This is a genomic window from Leifsonia xyli subsp. cynodontis, assembly GCF_050632205.1.
Lineage (GTDB): Bacteria > Actinomycetota > Actinomycetes > Actinomycetales > Microbacteriaceae > Leifsonia > Leifsonia xyli_D.
Genome location: NZ_CP192578.1, coordinates 3,115,070 through 3,134,047, shown reverse-complemented (window position 1 = coordinate 3,134,047; position 18,978 = coordinate 3,115,070). Strand labels below are relative to the sequence as shown.

The window sequence follows — 18,978 nt, the reverse complement described above, 5'->3', positions numbered from 1 at the left end:
CGAGACGGAAGGGGAGGTCATGGGCCGTCTTTCCCTCTCCGCCGAGCAGCAGGCGGTGTTCGACCTCATCGAGAACACCCGCGAGCACGTGTTCGTCACGGGTCGCGCCGGAACCGGCAAGTCCACGCTGCTCAACCACCTGTCGTGGAACACCGACAAGTCGCTCGTGATCTCGGCCCCGACGGGGGTCGCGGCGCTCAATGTCGGCGGGCAGACCATCCACTCGCTGTTCCGGCTGCCGATCGGGGTCATCGCCGACCACGACATCGAGCAGAGCGCCGAGCTGCGCAAGCTGCTCAACAGCATCGACACGCTCGTGATCGACGAGGTCTCCATGGTCAACGCCGACCTGATGGATGCGGTCGATCGCAGCCTGCGCCAGGCCCGGCAGCGCGCGGGCGAGCCGTTCGGCGGCGTGCAGGTCGTGCTCTTCGGCGACCCCTACCAGCTGGCGCCCGTGCCGGGCGACCGGGAGGAGCGGGCGTACTTCGCCGACACCTACCGCTCGATGTGGTTCTTCGACGCCAAGGTCTGGCAGGAGGCCGACCTGCGCATCGTCGAGCTGCTGCAGGTGCACCGGCAGCACGAGTCCGACTTCCGGTTCATGCTCAACGCGGTGCGGCACGGCCAGGTGACGAAGGAGATCGCCGACCGGCTCAACGAGGTGGGCGCCCGTCCGGCGCCGGATGACGGCACGATCACCCTCGCGACGCGGAACGACACCGTCAACCGCATCAACGCCCAGGCGCTCGAGCGGCTGCCGGGCCGGGCCCTGACGGCGAAGGCGGAAGTGAGCGGCGACTTCGGCGGCCGCAACTTCCCCGCCGACGAGACCCTGGAGCTGAAGGTGGGCGCGCAGGTCATGTTCCTGCGCAACGACGTCGGCCAGGGCGACGGTCCGCGCTGGGTGAACGGCACGATCGGCACGGTCACGAAGATCGACTCCACTGTGTACGTGGAGGTCGACGGCGAGGTGCACGAGGTCGAGCCGGCGATCTGGGAGAAGTTCCGCTACAACTGGTCCCCCGAGACGAAGAAGCTCACGAAGGACGTGGTGGCCGAGTTCACGCAGTTCCCACTGCGGCTGGCGTGGGCCGTCACCATCCACAAGTCGCAGGGCAAGACGTACGACGCGGCGATCGTCGACCTGGGAACGCGGGCATTCACATCCGGGCAGACGTACGTGGCGCTCAGCCGCATCACGACGCTCGAAGGGCTCTATCTGACCCGGCCGCTGCGCCCGAGCGATATCACGGTGGACCCGGACGTGGAGCGGTTCATGCGGGATGCGCGCCCGGTCACCATGCCGGTCGCGCAGGCGGCGCGATGAGCGGGGCGGCGCGGTGAGCGGCATGACGGAGAGGGGACGGACGTGGCGGTGACCTTCGTACTGGACTTCAGCGACGGGCAGCGGCTGGAGACCAGCGGCAACGGCGTGATCGGGCGGAACCCGGCAGTGCACACACCCGGCACGGAGATGGACGACCCGGGCCACGTCGAGCTCGTCACAGTGGAGGACGACGCGAAGTCCGTCTCGCGCGCGCACCTCGCGTTCGGTCAGTACGACGGCGTCTTCTGGGTGATGGACCTCGGGTCCGCGAACGGCACCACGATCACCTACCCGGGCGAGGGGACCTTCGCGTGCGATCCGAAGACCCGGCACGAGGTCGACCCCGGCTCGATCGTCCGGCTCGGCAGCGTGTCGTTCGCCCTCACCCGCCGCTGACGGGCTGACCCGCCGCTGACAGTCCTGACCGGCCGCGGACGGTCAGTGGTGGTGGTGCACCGTCACCGCGGCGACGCCGGCGTCGGTGAGCCCGAGCGCCGGGATGGTGACCGCGCACACCGCGCAGGCGCTGAGCAGGAGCGCGACCACGAAGCGGAGCGGCGCATCCCGGCCCGGTAGCGGTCGCGCCCGGCGGATCACCACCGCCGTGGTCGCGGCGACGGCGACATCCAGAAGGGAGGCCGCACCCATCGGCACCAGCGGAAGGGCGAGGACCGTCCCGCCGGAGGCGGTCGCGCCGACGACGGCCAGCGCGGCCCAGAGCCCCACGGGCACAAGGGCCACGGCGGGCACGAGCCGGAACGCCGGTGGGTGGTCGCGGGCCAGGGTGGCCGCCGCCCAGCCCAGCTCGGCGAGAGCGATCAGCAGGAAGCCGGCGAGCAGGGCTGGAGGTGCGCTGGGAGCCAGGGCCGCATGAAGCAGCCCGGCTCCCAGCGCGGCCACGGCGAGGAACGCGCGGGTCGCCGGGCCCACCGCGACGGCTTTAGGGGCCGAGGCGGCGGGGGCGACCCGCAGCGTTCCCGTCATCCTGCTCATAGGAGCCGTGGCCAGCTCAGCGGACCGTTGCGGCCGTGGCGCGGGTCCCGCGGTCGGCGCCGAGGCCGACACCGAGGAGGACGATCGCGCTCACCAGGTGCAGGAAGTGGTCCGGGGTGTTCAGCGCCAGGATGTTGGCGGCGGTGCCCACGAGGAAGAAGCCGATGATGCCGAGCAGCAGGTACACGGCGCCGACGGTGATGTTGACGGCCTTGGCGGCGGCCACGCGGGTCAGACCGGCGATGAGCAGGGCGGCGCCGATCAGGAGGTGCGCGATGTTGTGCAGCGGGTTCACCTCGAAGATGCCGAGCAGCAGCCCGCCCTTGGTGGCGATGAAGCCGACACCGCCGGTGACGGCGAAGCCGAGGAGCCCGACCAGCAGGTAGACCGCACCGAAGATGGTGGCCACCAGGCGATTCGGTGAGTTGCGCATTGTGTCGTTCCTTCCGTAGGACGGCGCACGGTCGCGCGCCTCACTTCCCATTCGAAGCGTCGTCCCGATCGGATTGCCGCCATAGCCCCTTATGCGGCGGTCGCCTTTCTGCCGCACGTTACAATCGCTGGACACGCAGGGCCGACCGCCGGGGGTACAAGTGACGCGACGAGACACGAAGTTCGGGCGGATCGCGCTCACCGCGACGGCCGGGCTCGTAGCGCTCATCCTGGCCGGCTGCACCTCATCGGCGGGCAGCGCGGACCTGCCGTCGCAGCAGCCGGGCGGCTTCCCGAAGGACGTCGAGAAGCGCCTGTCGACCGCCATCACCGACGCGATGACGCTGACCGACGCGTCCGCCGGGTTCGCCGGCGTCTGGGCCCCCTGGGCGGGCAGCTGGACCACCGCGCAGGGCACGACGACCCGCGGCGGGTCGACCCCGGTGTCGGAGGACATGACCTTCCGGATCGGGCAGAACACCACCCCGATGACCTGCACGGTGCTGCTCGAGCTCGTGGACGAGGGCCGCGTCGGGCTGGACGACCCGCTCACCAAGTGGATCCCCGGCCTCGTCGGGGTCGACGGCGTCACCATGCGCGAGCTCTGCCAGAACACCTCCGGGATCAACGACTACATCGGTGCCCTGAACCCGAAGTTCATCATGAACCCGACCCGTCAGTGGCCGCCGCTCGAGCTGGCCAGCGACGGCATCGCGATGGAGCGGTACGGCACGCCGGGCGAGAAGTACGGCCGCTCCGCCACCAACGCCGTGCTCGTCGGCATGGCGCTGGAGAACGCGACGAACCGCAGCTGGCCCGAGCTCTACAAGCAGTACGTGTTCGACAAGCTCGGGATGAGCGCGAGCGTGCTCCCGGGCAGCGGCCAGTTCACGGTGCCGGGCCGGCATCCCGCCGGTTACTCGGTCGGTCTGGATGCGGCGGGCGCGGTGGTGTGCGAGCCCATGCGCGACGTGAGCCGCATGTCGCCCTCGCAGGGCTGGACCTCGGGGGAGTCGTCTCGAACCTCCCCGACCTGAAGGCGTTCGGACAGGCGCTGGCGAGCGGCAGCCTGCTGAGCGAGAAGTCGCGCACGGCGCAGGCCGACGCGGTGGTCAACGGCGAGTCGTGGCAGCGCTACGGCCTCGGCGTGCAGCTGCTCGGCCCGCTGCGCGGCAGCAGCGGTGCGGTGCCCGGCTACCTCTCCGCGGTCTTCTCCGACCCTTCGTCGGGGCTGACCGTGGTCGTCGCCCTCAACAACTCGACGCCCGGCGCGGGATTCGCCCAGTCGCTGGCGCAGCGGCTCGCCTCCATCGCCTCCAAGGTGCCCGCGAAGCAGAAGGGGGCGAAGACGGTCGCCTCGCTCCCCTGGTCGGAGCAGCAGACGGTCGACGCGATGAAGAAGGCGTCCCCGTGCCCGGCCAAGAAGGCCGGCTGAGCGGGCGCCGAGAGCCTACGCTCCGGCCAGCGCCGCCAGTTCGGCGCGCACCGGGAACGCGTCGTCCTCCAGCACCAGCTGGAGGGCGGACCCCGTCGCGCGGTTGACCACGACCGGCGCCAGCAGGTTGACGGTGCTGCCCTCGCGGGAGGGGTCACGACGACCAGCAGCAGCGCGTCCTCCGCCACCGCGATGCCGAGCTCGATGGCGCGGTCGTCGGGCAGCTCGGGCGAGTAGCCCGGCAGGTGGCGGGAGGCGTCGATGGTGAAGAGGCGGATCTCCGGACGCTCGATCGAGGCGAGCGTGAAGAGCCCGTCGGCGCCGGCGACCGGCTCCAGCGAGAAGTCGTCCAGGGGCTCGAGGCCGGGAGGGGGCGTGAGGAAGCAGACAGCGGTCATCGGAGGAAGTCCATCAGGGTCGGCTGGAGCACACGGGCGGTGACCGCGATCGCGGTCTGGTAGTTCACGTCCTGCGTCTTCAGGTCCAGGATCACCTTGCTCAGATCCACGTCCTCCAGCGACGCCCGCTGGCCCTCCAGGCTGTTGGCGCCGACGGCGAGCGCATCCTTCGCCTTGTCGATGCGGGTCTGGCGGCCGCCGACCTCCGCGTGCTCTCCCACGATGGCCTTCATCCTGTCGTCGATCTGCGCCAGGCGCGGGGTCGTGCTCACACCGGTGCGGAGGTCGTTCGCAATGTCGTCGATCAGCGCGAACACCGACGACGCGCCGGTGCCGAACGCCGCCGCTCCATCCGCATCCACCCGCACCGTGGTGTCCGGGCCGATCCTGCGCTCCACTGTACTTCCCGCGGTACCGGTGAACGAGTAGTCGGGCTGGAAGGCGACGCCGGCGTCGGAGTTTCCCGCAAAAACGGTGCGACCGAGGTAGGTCGTGTTCGCCAGCGAGAGCAGGCTCTGCTTCAGCCCGTCGAGCTCGGTCGCGATCGACTGCTTCGCCTCGGGCGACATCGCGCCGTAGTTGGAGCCCTGCACGGTGAGGTCGCGGACGCGGTGCATGAGGCTCTCGACGCTGGTCAGCGCCGAGTCGGCCGTCGTCAGCCACGCGTCGCCGTTGCCCACGTTGCGCTGGTACTGCGACGTCGCCGCCTGGTCGGATCGCACGCCGAGGGCGCTCGCCGTGGCGGTCGGGTCGTCCGACGGCTTGTTGAGCAGCCGGCGACTGGTCGCCTGGTCGTACAGCTGCGCCTGGCGCTGCAGGCTCAGCTGCAGGTTGCGCTGGGCGTTGAGGGTCTGGGTCGCGTTCGTCACTCTGCTGATCACGGCTACCTCCCGACGAGTCCGGTGTGGTTGATGAGCACATCGAGGGCCTCGTCCACGGCGGTCATCACGCGCGCGGCGCCCTGGTAGGCGTGCTGGAAGGACAGCATGTTCATGTTCTCCTCGTCCAGGTCGACGGAGGCGCCCGCGAGCTGGGCGTTCGTCGCGGAGCTGGTGGCCAGGTCGGCCAGATCGGACTGCTGCTGCTCCGTCTTGCTGGCGACGCCGACGCGCACGACGAAGGCGGACCACTGCTTGTCGACCGCGTCGGCGCCGGTCCCGAGCCGGCTGATGGCGTCGGCGACGCTGCCGTCCGCCCCACCGGCGCCGGGAGTGCCGGTGGCGATCTGGCCGACGCCGGTCGGGACGACGGAGAGGCCGAGAGCGGCGGGCTTGGCCGGGTCGATGGCGAAGAAGTCGAGACCGGTCGCGCCGGTGGGCGTCGTGCCGGTCTGGTGCACGGCGTTCACCCGCTGGGCGAGTGTGACCGCGAACGCGTTGTAGCCGGCGGCCGCCTCGGCCAGCACTCCCCCGTGCCGTTAGCGTCGGCGGGAGCGAGCGATGAGAGCGCTCCGGCGATCGAGCCGCCCTCCATGGCGATCGCGGCTCCCGGCCGGTACGCCCATTCGAGCCGCGGAGGGTCGCCGGCGGCATCGGCCAGGCGGGATGCTCCGGCCGCCGTGACGGCGTTGGCCATGGTGCCGCTGACCAGCGCATTGCCGCCGACCAGCACATCCACCGTCCCGTCGTCGTGCGGTCGCACCACTCCCCCGGCCAGCTTGGCGATGGAGGTGGTGAGCAGGTCACGGCGGTCCATCAGCTCGTTCGCCGACTGCCCGGAGGCGAGCGCGGTGCGGATGCGGCCGTTCAGGTCGGCGACCTCTGTCGCCGCGGTGTTCAGGTCGGAGACCATGCCGTCGACCGAGCCGCGCAGCGCCGTCCACTGGTCGTCGACGGCCCGGTAGCCGGTCTGCAGCTGGGTGACCAGGCTGCCGGCCTGACCGAGCAGCACGCCGGCCGGTGCCTGCTCCCCCGCCTGATTGGCGACGTCGCCCCAGGCCGACCAGAACTTCTGCAGCTGCGCCGAGAGGCCGTTCGTGCCCGGTTCGTTGAGCGACGACTCCAGCGTCGACAGGGCGCCGGCGCGGGTGTTCGTGTAGCCGGAGAGCGCGGTGGTCGTGCGCACGCGGGCGTCCATGGCGGCGTCGTCGAGGCGCTGGATGCCGTCGACGCTGACCCCTTGGCCCGGGCGCACGCCGCCGCTGAACAATCCGGTGGAGTTGAGGGCGGGCACACCGGACGTGCTCACGCGCTGCCGGGTGTACCCCTGGGTGTTGGCGTTCACGAGGTTCTGGCCCACCACGTCCAGGCCGGCCTTGGCGGCGACCAGGCCCGAGTAGGCGGTGTTCAGCCCGCTGAAGGTGCTCATCCGGTCAGGCCTCCGTGTCGAAGAAGCGTGCCGTGTCGCCCAGGCTGCCCGTGCCGCTCGCGCCGTAGACGCCCGGCTCGTCTGCGCCGCCCGAGAGAGAGCTCAGCGTTTCCTGCGTCGAGCGCGCGGCCTCGCGCAGCAGACGCTCGTTCGTGTCGCGCACCTCGGCGATCTGCGCCGTCAGCTCCGTCATGGCGGCGAGATGGGACCCGAAGATGTCAGACCAGATGCCGTCGGGGGCCGCGGTCGCCAGCTCCCGCAGGGTCGCATCCTGACCGATGCCCCACTCCTCCGCGAGGGAGGCGACCTCGACCGTGCGCGCCAGGCCGACCGCGCGCATCCGCTCGATCACCTGCTCGACCTCGCGGGTGGCGTGCGAGATCCAGCGGGACTTGCCGGCGATCAGCAGCAGCTGCTCCTCTTCGAGCTTGAACAGCAGGAGCTCGAGGAGCTCGCGTTCCTTCCACAGCTGTGCCGACAGCTCGCTCGCGGCCATGTCGCTACCAACTTCCTCGTGGGTCGATGTGCGCACCTGGTCTCCTCGGGTCTGAAGGGCGGCGGATGCTGCCCCGCCGATACAGACCATCGGCACGCTTGCGCCCGATGTTAGGCGCGCGATGGCGCGGATCCGGGATGCGACTTACCGCTTCATTGCGCCCTGTCAGTATTCCCCGTACTGGGGGTAGGTGCTGCCCCGTAATGGGGGCAGTGAGGGCGCCATCCCGGTGGTCGGGGATTGTTACCGTGAACAACGAAAGACCCCTAGCACCGCGCTCGGCACCCGACTAAGCCCGAGCGTCCACCGCACCGCCCGAGTACTTGAGAGACGCCTCCCCGAAAGAGGTCGTCGCAACGTATCCGTCCGATGAAGAGGGGTCGCCCAGCGTGAACCGGAACGAACGCAACGCGCTCGTCGTCGAGAACCTGCCGCTCGTCGGCTACCTGGTCTCCGACCTGTGCTCGCGCGCCACGCACCTGTCCCGCGACGATCTCGCGTCCGCCGGGGCCGTGGCCCTCGTGCAGGCCGCGGACGCCTTCGACGCCGGCACCGGCGTCCCGTTCGGCGCCTACGCCCGCACCCGGATCGTGGGCGCGCTCGCCGACGAGCTGCGCGCCTCCGACTGGGCCACCCGCGGCGCCCGCAAGCGCATCAAGCAGACGCTGGCCGTGCAGGAGAGCCTGACCGCATCCCTCGGCCGTGCGCCGAGCGTCGACGAGATCGCGAACGCCCTCGGCGTCGACCGCGAGACCGCCGCGGCCGGCCTGGCAGACGCCTCGCGGACGGTCAGCGCGCTCGACGAGACCATCGAGCCCCTGCTGGTCTCCGGCACGATCGGCCCGGAGGAGTCCCTGCTGGCCGACGAGCAGACCGCCTACGTGCGCGCGGCCGTCGCCGCACTCCCCGACCGGATGCGGTCCATCGTCGAGGCCATCTACTTCGACGACCGCACCGTGACCGAGATCGCGGAAGAGCTCGGCATCACGCACTCCGCCGTCTCCCAGCAGCGCTCCGAGGCCGTGCGCCTCATGCGCGAGGGGATGGCGACCCACTACGCCGACGAGGGAGACCCCGTCGTGATCGAGGCGAAGACCTCGCAGGCCCGGCGCAGCGCCTATCTGGCGCGTCTCGCCCAGCATGCGGTCGCCGGGGTCTCCCGCCTCTCCCCCACGTCGCCGAGCTCGGTGCGGGCGTCCTGAGACGCACCGCTAACGGGACGGCAACGACAGCCGATAGAGGCTGATGCGGACCACGGAAGGGCCGCGAACCACCACCCAGTCATGGAGGAAACATCATGGGTATGCAGATCAACACCAACATCGCGGCGAACAACGCCTACCGCAACCTGAACAACACGCAGGGCGAGCTGTCGAAGTCGCTCGAGAAGCTGTCCAGCGGCCTCCGCATCAACCGTGCGGCGGACGACGCGGCGGGTCTCGCCATCTCGGAGGGCCTGAAGTCGCAGGTCGGCGGTCTCACCGTGGCCGCCCGCAACGCTCAGGACGGCATCAGCGTCGTGCAGACCGCTGAAGGTTCGCTCACCGAGGTCCACTCCATCCTGCAGCGCATGCGCGACCTCGCGGTGCAGGGCGGCAACGACTCGAACAACGCGACCTCGCGCTCGGCGATCAAGACGGAGGCCGACGAGCTGGGCAAGGAGCTCGACCGCATCACGCAGGGCACCAACTTCAACGGGATCGACCTGCTCAAGGGCGGCTCGCTGAACTTCCAGGTGGGCGCCGGCTCGACCGCCAACGACACCATCGCGGTCAACCTGGCCGACGTGGCGACCTCGGTCGGCACGCTGTCCGGCGCGACCGGCGCGACCGGCTTCGACGTCACCAGCAACGCGACGGCGAACACGACCATCACGGCGATCGACACCGCGATCACCGCGATCTCCACCGCCCGTTCGGAGCTCGGCGCCTCGCAGAACCGCTTCGAGTCGGCCGTTCGCAGCCTCAACGTCTCCAAGGAGAACCTGTCGGCCGCGTCCAGCCGCATCACCGACACCGACATGGCGGAGGAGATGGTGAAGTACACGCGCTCCAACATCCTGTCGCAGGCCGGCACGGCGATGCTCGCTCAGGCGAACCAGTCCAACCAGGGCGTGCTGCAGCTGCTCCGCTGATAGGCCCGGCGGCCGGAGCGCAGACCCCAAAGCGCGCTCCGGCCGCCGAACCACCCGCACCATCGTCGTAGGAGGGAGACCGGCCCATGGGCATGGCCGTCGACGGGCTGATCAGCGGCCTGCAGACCACCAGTCTGATCAACAGCCTCATGCAGGCGGAGGCGATTCCGCAGACCCTGCTGAAGAGCAAGGTCGCCGACTCCACCACCTACATCACCGCGATGCAGGCCCTCAACACGAAGGTCGCCGCGCTGGCCGACTCGGCCGCGAAGCTCGCGAAGCCGGCGGGCACCGACCTCCACACCGCCACCTCCAGCTCCACCGCCGTCACCGCGACCGCGGGCACCGGAGCCGTGGACGGCACCATCGACTTCACCGTGGACACGCTGGCCCAGTCGCAGGTCACGGTGACCGGCCCGCTCACCCAGTGGCCCGACCAGCCCCCGACGCTGACCTTCGTCGCGTCCGACGGGACCATGAAGCAGGTGACGGCCGGCAGCTCCTCGCTCGCCGATGTCGCCGCCGCGATCAACCAGGCGGGTGTCGGCGTCAGCGCCACCCAGGTCGCCGCCGGGCTCGATCCGGCCACCGGGCAGCAGCTCTACCGTCTGCAGCTGAGCTCCACCAAGACCGGCACGGCCGGCGCCTTCACCGCCTACCGCGGCACGACGGCCGACGTCACCGCGGGCACCGCCACGAACCTCCTCTCCGATCCGGGCGCCGCGCAGGTGCGGGCCGCTCAGGATGCGCAGCTCACCCTGTGGGCAGGGACCGGCGCCGCACAGACCGTCACCAGCTCCACCAACACGTTCTCGGACGTCCTCCCGGGCGTCGCCGTGACGGTGACCGCCGCCTCCGCCACCCCGGTCACGCTGACCGTCGCGCGCGACGACAAGAGCCTGACCGCCGCCGCGAGCTCGCTCGTCTCGAGCGTGAACGACATCTTCACCCTGATCGCGTCGAAGCAGGCGGTCGCCACCACCACCGACGCGGCAGGCGGGACGGTCGTCACCGGCGGCCCGTTCACCGGCGACTCGACCACGCGCGACGTCAACCAGAAGCTGGTGGATGCGATCAGCGCGCCGGTCAACGGAGTGTCGCCGTCCACGTACGGCATCAGCATCCAGCGCGACGGCACGGTGGCCTTCGACGACAAGGTGTTCGGCGCGGCCATGGCGGCCGACCCGGTCACGGTGAAAGCGGCGCTCACCACCATCGCGCAGCGGGTCGCCGACGCCTCCACGGCCGCCAGCGACACCTACACGGGCTCCCTCTCTCTGCGGATCAAGGGCGAGCAGTCGACCGTCAAAGACCTCAACGACCAGATCACCGACTGGGACACGCGGCTCACCGACCGGCGGTCCACCCTCGAGAAGACGTACGCGAACCTCGAGGTGCAGCTGCAGCAGCTCCAGTCCCAGTCCTCCTGGCTGACCGGCCAGCTCTCCTCCCTCCCGACTGCGAGCGCCTGATGAACGTCCTCACCTCCGCTGCCGCCAAGCTCTCCGCGTACAACCGCGACAGCGTCCTCTCGGCGAGCCCCGCCCGGCTGCTGACCATGCTGTACGACCGGCTGCTGCTCGACCTGACCCGCGGCGAGGCCGCACTTCAGGCGACGGAGTGGCCGACCGCGTGGGAGAACCTGCGCCACGCCGACCAGATCGTGGCCGAGCTCGCCGGGTCGCTCCGGGTGGACCTGTGGGACGGCGCCGACGGTCTCCTGCAGCTGTACGGGTACCTCGCCGACCTCATCGTCGGCGGGATGATCGAGCGCGACGCCGGCAAGGTGCGCGAGGCGATCGAGCTGGCCGAGCCGCTGCGGCAGACCTGGCACGAGGCGGCCCGCCTGCTCCCGGCAGCGACGACCGGCGAGGCGGATCGTGACCTCGGAGTCGCCTGACGCCGTCCGCGAGGACGAACCGCTGCACGAGGGCGTTCTCGGCTGGTCCGACGCCCTCGACCGCATGGAGAGCGAGCTGCATGGAGCGCTCGCGCAGGTGGACCCCGTGCCGTGGCGTCCGCCCATCGGGTTGGGTCCGATCCCGCCCGAGTTGCAGGAGCGCGCGGCGCGCCTGCTCGAGGCGCAATTGCACACGGCGCGGTACCTGGAGGACGTCAGACAGACGACCGCGAGGCACCTGGCGGCGGTGCGGGCGGTCCCCCGCTCGGAGGCCGGGCCGCATCCGGTCTACTTCGATCTGATCGGCTGACCCCCTGGCGAGGCCCCTCGCTGTACCCCGGCGCGGCGACGCCTGCGACAGCGCAGCGGCGACTCTGCCGCGTCCGCTGCCTTATGGGTTGTCCACCTGTGGATAACTCTGTTGAGAACTCGTGGATGAATGCATTGCGGGTGTGGAGGACACGCGCGGGATGTGCGGTTTCTCAGATTCTCAGAAAACCAAAGATGCCCCTGACCTGGAGTTTTCCGCTGTCTCACGCGCATTCGAACGTTTCTTCGAAAACACATGGTTGTAATTCACACCGGGGTACAAGCTGTGGATGACGGTGTGGGAATCGCGCAGCGAATGTCCCCCGAACGCGGTATCTAACGGCGGGGGAGAGGCGGCCGATAGCTCTGTACGAGCACGGATCGCTCATCGACTGGCCACGGATGGGCCGCCCCACGACCCTGGAGTGCAGCTGTGCTCGAATCCGTGACCAGCGCCGCCCTCGCGAGCGCCCTCGACGGCCTCGCCGCGCGCCAACGCGCCATCGCCAACAACATCGCCAACGTCAACACGCCGGGCTACACCGCCGAGCGCGTGACGTTCGAAGACGCTCTCGCCGCCTCCGTCGCCGCCCACGACGGGCACACCACCGCGACCATGGCGCGTTCGCTGGAGCCGACGCGGCTCGACGGCAACAACGTGAACCTCGACACCGAGACGCTCTCGAACGTCGACACGGTGCTGCGCTTCCAGTTCGCCTCGCAGGCCGCGGGCAACCAGTTCTCCGCCATCCGCGCCGCCCTCAAGACCACCTGAATCCCGGATTCGACCTCAAGGAGCATGACGTGACCTTCGACGCCATCGGGATCGCCGGCACCGGCCTGACCCTGCACCGGAAGTGGCTGGACGCCATCTCGGACAACATCGCCAACATCAACACGGCCAAGCCGACCGACGGCGCGGCCTTCCAGGCGCGCTACATCGTGGCCCAGGAGGGGAGGGCGTGTCCGGCGCGTACGTCGCGGGCGCCGCCTACGGAAGCGCGGAGGGCCGGCTCGTCTACGAGCCCGACAACCCCGTCGCCGACGCCAAGGGCTACGTGCGCTACCCCGATATCGACCTGTCCGAGCAGATGGGCGCGCTCATCATGGCGCAGCGCGGGTATCAGGCCAACGCCGGCGTCGTGGACCGCGCCAAGGAGACCTATCAGGCCGCCCTGCAGATCGGAAAGAACTGATGCCCATCCCCGCTATCGGCGCGCTCTCCGGCGTCACCGCATCCACCGGCGTCACTCCCGCCTCGGCGCCCACCGGCACCGGGGGAGCGGCCTTCGGAAACGCCCTCACGGGCGCCGTCGACGATCTGCAGCGGCTGCAGGGCACGAGTGACAAGCTCGCGATCCAGGCCGTCACCGGCAACCTGGACGACATCCACAACGCGACGCTCGCATCCACCCGCGCGCAGGTCACCCTCGAGCTGATCTCGGGCGTCCGCAACAAGGCCGTCGACGCGTTCAACGAGATCATGCGGATGCAGGCCTGATGCCCCAGCAGGTGACGAGCTTCTTCCGGCGGATCGGCGACTCGATCCGCGGCTTCAGCGTGGCCCAGCGGGTCATCGCTCTCATCGGCGTGGCCGTGGTCGCGCTCGGGATCACCGGCATCTCGATGTGGGCGGCGCAGCCGTCGTACACGCCGCTCTTCTCCGGGGTCGCGGCCTCCGACGCCTCGGCGATCGTCGACCAGCTGCGCACGGACGGCGTGCCGTACCAGCTCACCGATGGCGGCTCGACCATCCTCGTGCCGCAGGAGAAGGTCTACGACGAGCGCCTGAAGGCCGCATCGGCCGGGCTGCCCGCGTCGAACACCGGCGGGTACTCGCTGCTCGACAAGATGGGCGTCACCTCGTCCGAGTTCCAGCAGAACGTCACGTACAAGCGCGCGATGGAGGGCGAGCTCGGCAGCACGATCGGCGCGATGAAGGGCGTCAAGACGGCCTCCGTGCGGCTGGCGATCCCGCAGGAGACGGTGTTCGCCGCCGAGAAGAAGGATCCGACGGCGTCCGTCTTCGTCGAGACGCAGGCCGGGGTGACGCTCAGCGCGGACCAGGTGCAGGCGATCGTGCACCTGGTCAGCGCCGCCGTCCCGGACATGAAGCCCACGGACGTCGCGGTGGTCGACGCCGACGGCACGGTGCTCAGCACGGTCGGCGGCGGCGCCACCGGGGAGCGGACAAGCAGGCCAGCGACTACGAGACCCGCGTGAAGTCGGCCGTGCAGGAGATGCTCGACAAGGTGGTCGGCGTGGGCAATGCGACCGTCGCGGTCGCCGCGGATGTCAGCACCGAGACGGCGCAGCGCACGGAGGAGTCGTTCACGGCCCCGACGAACGCGCCGTCGCTGAGCGAGAGCACCCAGAAGGAGACGTACACAGGCACGGGGAGCGGCTCGAGCGCCGGCGTGCTCGGCCCGGACAACATCGCGGTGCCCAACGGCGGCAACGGCAACGGGACGTTCAACTCGGAGTCGAGCACGAAGGACAACGCGGTCGACAAGGTCACCGAGCAGCGCACCATCCCGGCCGGCGCCATCAACCGCCAGACCGTCTCGGTCGCGCTCAACTCGGACGCGGTGGGCAGCGTCAGCGCCAACGAGATCCGCAACCTGGTGAACGCGGCCGCGGGCATCGACGTCAAGCGCGGCGACTCGGTCAGCGTCGAGATGGTGCCGTTCAGCAAGGCGGGCGCCACCGAGGCGGCGAAGGCGCTGAAGGAGGCGAAGGATGCCGCGGCGGCCGACCAGCTGACGAGCATCATCCGCACCTCCCTCATCGCCGGGGCCATCGTCGCGGCCGCGATCATCGCGTTCGCGCTCGTCCGCCGCAGCCGCCGCCGCGCCGCCGAGACCGCAGAACTGGCGGCGGACGCGGACACGCTCGCTCTCGGCGCCGGCATGTTCCCGATCGCCCTGGAGCAGGCCGCGCCGACCGTCCCGATGCAGCTCGACCCGCTGCCGGACCCGACGCCCGACCCGGCCGAGCTCGAGGCCGACCGGCGCAAAGCCGAGATCGAGGCCCTCGCCGAGCGCGACCCGCAGCGGACCGCCGAGTTCCTGCGCAGCCTCATGGATGACAGGGCCGGCGTATGAACGCGACGCTGACCGGCGCGCAGAAGGTCGCCGTCGTGCTGATGAACATGGATCAGCAGCGCGCCGCCCAGGTGATGAAGCAGTTCTCCGACGAGGAGGCCGACGAGATCACCGCGGAGATCCTGCGGATGCGCCGCGTCGACGCCGGGGTCGCCGAGAAGGCGCTGAACGAGTTCCACGACCTCGCGACCCGCGGCACGGTGACCACGCGCGGCGGCCGCGACATCGCGGTGGGGCTGCTGGAGGCCTCGTTCGGCGCGGAGCGCGCCACGGGCGTGCTGGCCCGCGTCGCCTCCAACCTGGCCGGCAAGCAGTTCGAGTTCCTCGACGCGATCGAGCCCGCCCAGGTGCAGATGCTGTTGGCGGGGGAGCTGCCGCAGACCAGCGCCCTCGTGCTCGCCCACCTGCGCGCGGATCACGCGTCGCGCATCCTCACCGGGCTGGATGAGCGCGCACGCACCGAGGTCGCGCACGCCATCGCGACGATGGGATCGCCCAGCCCGGATGCGGTCCGCGTCGTCGCGGAGACGCTGAAGCAGCGCGCCGGCGCTGTCGGTTCGGCGCGCGCCGCCTCCGACGCGGTCGGCGGAGTGCAGCCCCTGGTCGACATCATCAACCGCTCCGACGCCGCCACCGAGAAGGCCCTGCTGGAGGCGCTGGAGCAGCGCGACCCGCAGCTCGCCGAGGAGGTGCGGTCGCGCATGCTCACCTTCGGCGACATCGTCCGGCTCGAGGCGCGCGACGTGCAGCAGGTGCTGCGCGGGGTGGATGCGGCGGTGCTCGCCGTCGCCATGAAGGGCGCCGCCGAGGCGGTCACCGAGATCATCACGACGAACCTGTCGGAGCGCAACCGCGAGATCCTCGAGGACGAGGTGCGCATCCTGGGCCCGGTGCGGATCTCGCAGGTCGAGGACGCCCGGGCGGAGATCGTGCGCGCCATCCGCGACCTGGAGGCCGCCGGCGCGATCACCGTGCAGCGCGGGGACGAGGACGCATATGTCGAGTGAGGCCGCGCTCGCCTTCGAGCCGCTCGCCGTCCCGGTCGTCGCCGCGACGGAGCACGAGCGTGCCGCGATGGCGGCCGCGCGCTCGCGCGGCTACGCGGCCGGCTTCGCGGAGGGCCGTCGCGCCGCCGCCCAGGAGCAGGCGCGCTGGCTCGCCGCGGCGGAGGACGCCCGCGCGGCGGAGAGTGCTGAGGCCGCCGACCGGGTCGCGCTGCTCGCCTCGGCGTTGCGCGCGGCGGCCGTCGAGCTGCGCGAGGCGACCGTGCCCGTGCTGGCGGACGCGGAGGCCACCCTGGTGGATGCGGCCTTCGAGCTGGCGACGACGGTGGTCGGTGTCGCGCTCGAGGATCGCGTCGCGGCCGCACGCGCGGCCGTCGCCCGGGTCGTCGCGGCGGCCGACGGGGGAGCGCTGCCGATCGTGCGGCTGCACCCGGACGACGTCGCGGACCTCCGCCGGGCGGGAGCCGTCTCCGAGGACCTGCGCCTGGTGGCCGACCCCGCGCTGAGCCGCGGGGACGCGATCGGCGAGCTGCCGGGCGGATGGCTGGATGCGCGCATCCAGGAGGCGCTTCTGCGGGCGCGGGAGGCGCTATCGTGAGCGCGCTGCTGAATCGCTGGGGGACCGCCGTCGAGGCGGCCGCGGTCGAGCGCGTCGGCCGGGTGACCGGTGTGGTCGGGCTGGGCGCCGAGCTCGAAGGCGTGCGTGCGGCGATCGGCGACGTCGTCGTGATCGGCGACGAGCCCGGCGTGCACGCCGAGGTGGTGGCGACCACGTCGGACCGCGTGCGCGTCATGCCGTACGGGTCCCTGGCCGGGGTGGCTGCGGGCGCTCCGGCGCGGGCCGTGCGCGCACCGCTGCTGGTGCCGACCGGCCGCGGGATGCTCGGCCGCGTCATCGACGCCCTCGGCCGCCCCATCGACGGAAAGGGCCCGATCGAGCCGGAGGGCTTCGTCGCGCTCGGCAACCGCGCGCCCGACGCGATGCGCCGCGCGCGCATCCTGCAGCCCCTCGGCCTGGGGGTGCGGGTGCTCGACACGATGGTGACCGTCGGGCGCGGCCAGCGCCTCGGACTGTTCGCCGGCTCGGGCGTCGGCAAGTCGTCGCTGCTGTCGATGATCGCGCGCGGGACGGACGCGCAGGTGTCGGTCATCGCGCTGGTGGGGGAGCGCGGGCGCGAGGTGCGCGAGTTCCTCGAAGACGACCTCGGGCCCGAGGGCCTGGCGCGCTCCGTCGTCGTCGTGGCGACCTCCGACGAGCCGGCCGTGATGCGCCTGCGCGCGGCGTTCGCGGCCACCCGCATCGCGGAGGCGTTCCGCGATCAGGGCGCCGACGTGGTGCTGATGATGGACTCGCTGACGCGCGTCGCCATGGCGCAGCGCGAGATCGGCCTGTCGGCGGGCGAACCGCCCGCGACCCGCGGCTATCCGCCCTCGACGTTCTCGCTGCTCGCGCAGCTGCTCGAACGCGCCGGCACCGGCGAGACGGGCTCGATCACCGGCCTCTACACGGTGCTCGTCGACGGCGACGACCACAACGAGCCGATCGCCGACGCCGCCCGCAGCATCCTCGACGGCCACGTCGTGCTCGACAGGAAACTCTCCGTGATCGGCCATTTCCCGTCCGTCGACGTTCTCGGCTCGGTCTCGCGCCTCGCCTCGCGGGTGACCACCCCGCAGCAGCGGGCGGCCGCGGTCGCGCTGCGCAGCATCCTCGCCGCCAAGGTGGCCGCGCAGGACCTGCTCGACGTGGGCGCGTACAAGCCGGGCACCAACCCGAAGGTGGATGCCGCCGTCGCGCACGCGGACGCGATCGACGCGTTCCTGCGCCAGGGGATCGGCGAACCGGCTGCGGCGGCGGAGTCGTGGGCGCGCCTGGACGGGCTCATCGGAATGCTGGGAGGCGCGTGATGGCACGGGCGTTCGCACTGGCGGGGCTGCTGCGGCTGCGGCAGATCGAGAAGGAGCACGCGGCGAGCGATCTCGCCGCGGCCAACGCGCTGCGGCGGGATGCGGGGAGCGGCAGGCGCGCGCCATCGCGGCCCTGCATGCCGTGCCGGTCGAGGCGACCGACTCGGGCACGCTCTTCGCGATGGCCGCGGCGCGTGCATCCAGCCGCAGCATGCTCGCCGACCTGGACGCGCTCGCCGCACAGACCGAGGCGCACGCCGAGGTCGCGCAGCAGGCGTTCACAGAGGCGAAGAAGCGCGCGGTCGGGCTGGAGAAGCTCGAGACGCGGCACCGCGAGGGCGTCGTCGCCGGCGACCTCAGCGCCGAGCAGGCGGCCATCGACGAGGTCGCGACCGGCGCGTGGCAGCGCGCCCGCGGAGGGGAGACGCATGACCGTGACGGATGCGATCGGGCGGATCGCGCAGATCCAGGCGACGCTGGTGCAGCTGGACGGCGGGGCGGCGGCCACCACCCGGACGTCGGGGACCGCGGGCTCCTCGGGCGCGTCGGCGACGAGCGCGGCCGGCGGAACCTCGGCGAGCGACTTCGCGGCGGCGCTGAACGGAGCGATGGGAGCGACGGATGCCGCGCCGACGGGCGCCGTGACCGGCTCGGACGTCGTGAACGATGCCAAGAAGTACCTCGGCGTGCCGTACGTCTTCGGCGGCACCAGCGCGTCGGGGCTCGACTGCTCCGGTCTCGTCCAGCGCGTGTTCAAGGACCTCGGGATCGACGTGCCGCGTCTCGTCTCGGGCCAGTCGACGGTGGGCACGAAGGTCCCCTCGCTCGCACAGGCGCAGCCCGGCGACCTGATCGTCACCAACGGCGGCGAGCACATCGTCATCTACGCGGGCGACGGCAAGGTCATCCACGCGCCGAGCGAAGGGCGGAACGTGAGCCTCGTGAACAACTGGATGAGCGACTCCGACATCGTGACCATCCGCCGGGTCGTGCCGCAGGCGGCGCCCGCGGCCCCCACTGCGACGGGGCTGGCGGCTGCCGGCCTCGGCGGCACGTCCACCGCGCAGGCCGACATGCTGCGGTCGCTGTTCGCGTCCCTCACGCAGAGCGGCTCGCTGTGAGCCCGGCGACGGTGACGGCGGCGCCCCCGGCGGTCACGACAGGACGTACGGCGGCGCACGGGCCGGCCTCCTCGGCGAAGGGCTCGGGCGACGCGTTCGACGCCTTC

22 protein-coding genes and 3 pseudogenes are annotated in these 18,978 nt (G+C 71.3%); 17 read left to right on the top strand and 8 right to left on the bottom strand.

Features of this window, described 5'->3' with window-relative positions; genetic code table 11:
- Window positions 1–19: 19 nt before the first annotated feature.
- Window positions 20–1,330 (top strand): ATP-dependent DNA helicase, encoded by a 1,311-nt coding sequence (locus tag ACQ86M_RS15650; protein WP_431246109.1) that lies wholly within the window; start codon window positions 20–22, stop codon window positions 1,328–1,330.
- A 42-nt stretch (window positions 1,331–1,372) separates the two neighbouring features.
- Entirely contained in the window at window positions 1,373–1,726 is a 354-nt protein-coding gene (locus ACQ86M_RS15645) for an FHA domain-containing protein (protein WP_431246108.1), read from the top strand.
- 42 nt (window positions 1,727–1,768) lie between these two features.
- On the opposite strand, the gene ACQ86M_RS15640 is transcribed toward ACQ86M_RS15645, so the two are convergent.
- A complete protein-coding gene (locus tag ACQ86M_RS15640; protein ID WP_431246107.1) occupies window positions 1,769–2,314 on the bottom strand; it encodes a hypothetical protein in 546 nt (181 codons plus the stop codon).
- A 25-nt stretch (window positions 2,315–2,339) separates the two neighbouring features.
- Window positions 2,340–2,756, bottom strand: coding sequence for a DUF4383 domain-containing protein (locus tag ACQ86M_RS15635; protein WP_431246106.1), 417 nt, complete (start codon window positions 2,754–2,756; stop codon window positions 2,340–2,342).
- 160 nt (window positions 2,757–2,916) lie between these two features.
- Here ACQ86M_RS15635 and ACQ86M_RS15630 point away from each other — a divergent pair, with 160 nt between their 5' ends.
- Both ACQ86M_RS15630 and ACQ86M_RS15625 read left to right on the top strand, forming a co-directional pair.
- The gene (locus ACQ86M_RS15630) at window positions 2,917–3,792 is read left to right on the top strand and encodes a serine hydrolase domain-containing protein (RefSeq protein ID WP_431246105.1); all 876 of its coding nucleotides are present in this window, start codon (window positions 2,917–2,919) and stop codon (window positions 3,790–3,792) included.
- Window positions 3,708–4,190, top strand: a complete 483-nt coding sequence (locus tag ACQ86M_RS15625) for a hypothetical protein (RefSeq protein ID WP_431246104.1) — start codon at window positions 3,708–3,710, stop codon at window positions 4,188–4,190. The genes ACQ86M_RS15630 and ACQ86M_RS15625 overlap by 85 nt, the downstream gene beginning before the upstream one ends.
- A 15-nt stretch (window positions 4,191–4,205) precedes the next feature.
- On the opposite strand, the pseudogene ACQ86M_RS15620 reads toward ACQ86M_RS15625, so the two are convergent.
- The 5 genes and pseudogenes from ACQ86M_RS15620 to flgN form a co-directional block, all read right to left on the bottom strand.
- Window positions 4,206–4,588 (bottom strand): annotated as a pseudogene (locus tag ACQ86M_RS15620) (flagellar assembly protein FliW).
- Entirely contained in the window at window positions 4,585–5,469 is an 885-nt protein-coding gene (gene flgL, locus ACQ86M_RS15615) for a flagellar hook-associated protein FlgL (RefSeq protein ID WP_431246103.1), read from the bottom strand. Before flgL ends, ACQ86M_RS15620 begins: the two are co-directional and overlap by 4 nt.
- Window positions 5,470–5,471: 2 nt before the next feature.
- Window positions 5,472–5,993 carry a flagellar basal body rod C-terminal domain-containing protein gene (locus ACQ86M_RS15610; RefSeq protein WP_431246102.1) on the bottom strand — a complete coding sequence of 174 codons (522 nt, stop codon included), beginning with the start codon at window positions 5,991–5,993 and terminating at the stop codon, window positions 5,472–5,474.
- Complete coding sequence (flgK, locus tag ACQ86M_RS15605) at window positions 5,933–6,895, bottom strand: flagellar hook-associated protein FlgK (protein ID WP_431246101.1); 963 nt, start codon at window positions 6,893–6,895, stop codon at window positions 5,933–5,935. The genes ACQ86M_RS15610 and flgK overlap by 61 nt, the downstream gene beginning before the upstream one ends.
- Before the next feature lie 4 nt (window positions 6,896–6,899).
- Window positions 6,900–7,391: a flagellar export chaperone FlgN gene (flgN, locus tag ACQ86M_RS15600; protein ID WP_431247903.1), complete on the bottom strand. Its 492-nt coding sequence runs from the start codon at window positions 7,389–7,391 to the stop codon at window positions 6,900–6,902.
- Window positions 7,392–7,780: 389 nt separating this feature from the next.
- Here flgN and ACQ86M_RS15595 point away from each other — a divergent pair, with 389 nt between their 5' ends.
- The 12 genes and pseudogenes from ACQ86M_RS15595 to ACQ86M_RS15540 all read left to right on the top strand — a co-directional run bounded on the left by ACQ86M_RS15595 (window position 7,781) and on the right by ACQ86M_RS15540 (window position 17,750).
- Complete coding sequence (locus ACQ86M_RS15595; protein ID WP_431219533.1) at window positions 7,781–8,593, top strand: sigma-70 family RNA polymerase sigma factor; 813 nt, start codon at window positions 7,781–7,783, stop codon at window positions 8,591–8,593.
- Between the two features lie 95 nt (window positions 8,594–8,688).
- Entirely contained in the window at window positions 8,689–9,525 is an 837-nt protein-coding gene (locus ACQ86M_RS15590; protein WP_431246100.1) for a flagellin, read from the top strand.
- Between the two features lie 86 nt (window positions 9,526–9,611).
- Window positions 9,612–10,997 carry a flagellar filament capping protein FliD gene (gene fliD / locus ACQ86M_RS15585; RefSeq protein ID WP_431246099.1) on the top strand — a complete coding sequence of 462 codons (1,386 nt, stop codon included), beginning with the start codon at window positions 9,612–9,614 and terminating at the stop codon, window positions 10,995–10,997.
- Window positions 10,997–11,425, top strand: coding sequence for a flagellar export chaperone FliS (fliS, locus tag ACQ86M_RS15580; protein ID WP_431219530.1), 429 nt, complete (start codon window positions 10,997–10,999; stop codon window positions 11,423–11,425). The genes fliD and fliS overlap by 1 nt, the downstream gene beginning before the upstream one ends.
- On the top strand, window positions 11,406–11,735 hold the full coding sequence (locus ACQ86M_RS15575; protein ID WP_431246098.1) for a hypothetical protein: 330 nt from the start codon (window positions 11,406–11,408) through the stop codon (window positions 11,733–11,735). Before fliS ends, ACQ86M_RS15575 begins: the two co-directional genes overlap by 20 nt.
- Window positions 11,736–12,167: 432 nt before the next feature.
- The gene (locus ACQ86M_RS15570; protein WP_431219528.1) at window positions 12,168–12,509 is read left to right on the top strand and encodes a flagellar basal body rod protein FlgB; all 342 of its coding nucleotides are present in this window, start codon (window positions 12,168–12,170) and stop codon (window positions 12,507–12,509) included.
- A gap of 29 nt (window positions 12,510–12,538) precedes the next feature.
- Window positions 12,539–12,930 (top strand): annotated as a pseudogene (locus ACQ86M_RS15565) (flagellar basal body rod protein FlgC).
- Window positions 12,930–13,235: a flagellar hook-basal body complex protein FliE gene (gene fliE, locus ACQ86M_RS15560; RefSeq protein WP_431219527.1), complete on the top strand. Its 306-nt coding sequence runs from the start codon at window positions 12,930–12,932 to the stop codon at window positions 13,233–13,235. Before ACQ86M_RS15565 ends, fliE begins: the two are co-directional and overlap by 1 nt.
- Window positions 13,235–14,838 (top strand): annotated as a pseudogene (gene fliF, locus ACQ86M_RS15555) (flagellar basal-body MS-ring/collar protein FliF). Before fliE ends, fliF begins: the two are co-directional and overlap by 1 nt.
- Window positions 14,835–15,845 carry a flagellar motor switch protein FliG gene (fliG, locus tag ACQ86M_RS15550; protein WP_431246097.1) on the top strand — a complete coding sequence of 337 codons (1,011 nt, stop codon included), beginning with the start codon at window positions 14,835–14,837 and terminating at the stop codon, window positions 15,843–15,845. The pseudogene fliF and the gene fliG overlap by 4 nt, the downstream one beginning before the upstream one ends.
- On the top strand, window positions 15,835–16,440 hold the full coding sequence (locus ACQ86M_RS15545; RefSeq protein ID WP_431246096.1) for a FliH/SctL family protein: 606 nt from the start codon (window positions 15,835–15,837) through the stop codon (window positions 16,438–16,440). The genes fliG and ACQ86M_RS15545 overlap by 11 nt, the downstream gene beginning before the upstream one ends.
- Entirely contained in the window at window positions 16,437–17,750 is a 1,314-nt protein-coding gene (locus tag ACQ86M_RS15540; RefSeq protein WP_431246095.1) for a FliI/YscN family ATPase, read from the top strand. Before ACQ86M_RS15545 ends, ACQ86M_RS15540 begins: the two co-directional genes overlap by 4 nt.
- Here the strand turns inward: ACQ86M_RS15540 and ACQ86M_RS15535 are convergent.
- A complete protein-coding gene (locus tag ACQ86M_RS15535) occupies window positions 17,725–18,180 on the bottom strand; it encodes a hypothetical protein (protein WP_431246094.1) in 456 nt (151 codons plus the stop codon). The genes ACQ86M_RS15540 and ACQ86M_RS15535 overlap by 26 nt on opposite strands.
- Between ACQ86M_RS15535 and ACQ86M_RS15530 the strand changes: the two genes are divergently transcribed.
- Window positions 18,179–18,871 (top strand): C40 family peptidase, encoded by a 693-nt coding sequence (locus ACQ86M_RS15530; protein ID WP_431219523.1) that lies wholly within the window; start codon window positions 18,179–18,181, stop codon window positions 18,869–18,871. The genes ACQ86M_RS15535 and ACQ86M_RS15530 overlap by 2 nt on opposite strands.
- Window positions 18,872–18,978 lie beyond the last annotated feature (107 nt).

Excerpts from the sequence above, each read along its gene's own strand:
- fliG (WP_431246097.1), top strand. The coding sequence starts at position 14,835 with ATGAACGCGACGCTGACCGGCGCGCAGAAGGTCGCCGTCGTGCTGATG.
- ACQ86M_RS15590 (WP_431246100.1), top strand. The coding sequence starts at position 8,689 with ATGGGTATGCAGATCAACACCAACATCGCGGCGAACAACGCCTACCGC.
- ACQ86M_RS15635 (WP_431246106.1), bottom strand. The coding sequence starts at position 2,756 with ATGCGCAACTCACCGAATCGCCTGGTGGCCACCATCTTCGGTGCGGTC.
- fliS (WP_431219530.1), top strand. The coding sequence starts at position 10,997 with ATGAACGTCCTCACCTCCGCTGCCGCCAAGCTCTCCGCGTACAACCGC.
- ACQ86M_RS15545 (WP_431246096.1), top strand. The coding sequence starts at position 15,835 with ATGTCGAGTGAGGCCGCGCTCGCCTTCGAGCCGCTCGCCGTCCCGGTC.
- flgN (WP_431247903.1), bottom strand. The coding sequence starts at position 7,391 with ATGGCCGCGAGCGAGCTGTCGGCACAGCTGTGGAAGGAACGCGAGCTC.
- ACQ86M_RS15650 (WP_431246109.1), top strand. The coding sequence starts at position 20 with ATGGGCCGTCTTTCCCTCTCCGCCGAGCAGCAGGCGGTGTTCGACCTC.
- ACQ86M_RS15640 (WP_431246107.1), bottom strand. The coding sequence starts at position 2,314 with ATGACGGGAACGCTGCGGGTCGCCCCCGCCGCCTCGGCCCCTAAAGCC.
- ACQ86M_RS15530 (WP_431219523.1), top strand. The coding sequence starts at position 18,179 with ATGACCGTGACGGATGCGATCGGGCGGATCGCGCAGATCCAGGCGACG.
- fliD (WP_431246099.1), top strand. The coding sequence starts at position 9,612 with ATGGGCATGGCCGTCGACGGGCTGATCAGCGGCCTGCAGACCACCAGT.
- fliE (WP_431219527.1), top strand. The coding sequence starts at position 12,930 with ATGCCCATCCCCGCTATCGGCGCGCTCTCCGGCGTCACCGCATCCACC.
- ACQ86M_RS15535 (WP_431246094.1), bottom strand. The coding sequence starts at position 18,180 with ATGCGTCTCCCCTCCGCGGGCGCGCTGCCACGCGCCGGTCGCGACCTC.
- flgK (WP_431246101.1), bottom strand. The coding sequence starts at position 6,895 with ATGAGCACCTTCAGCGGGCTGAACACCGCCTACTCGGGCCTGGTCGCC.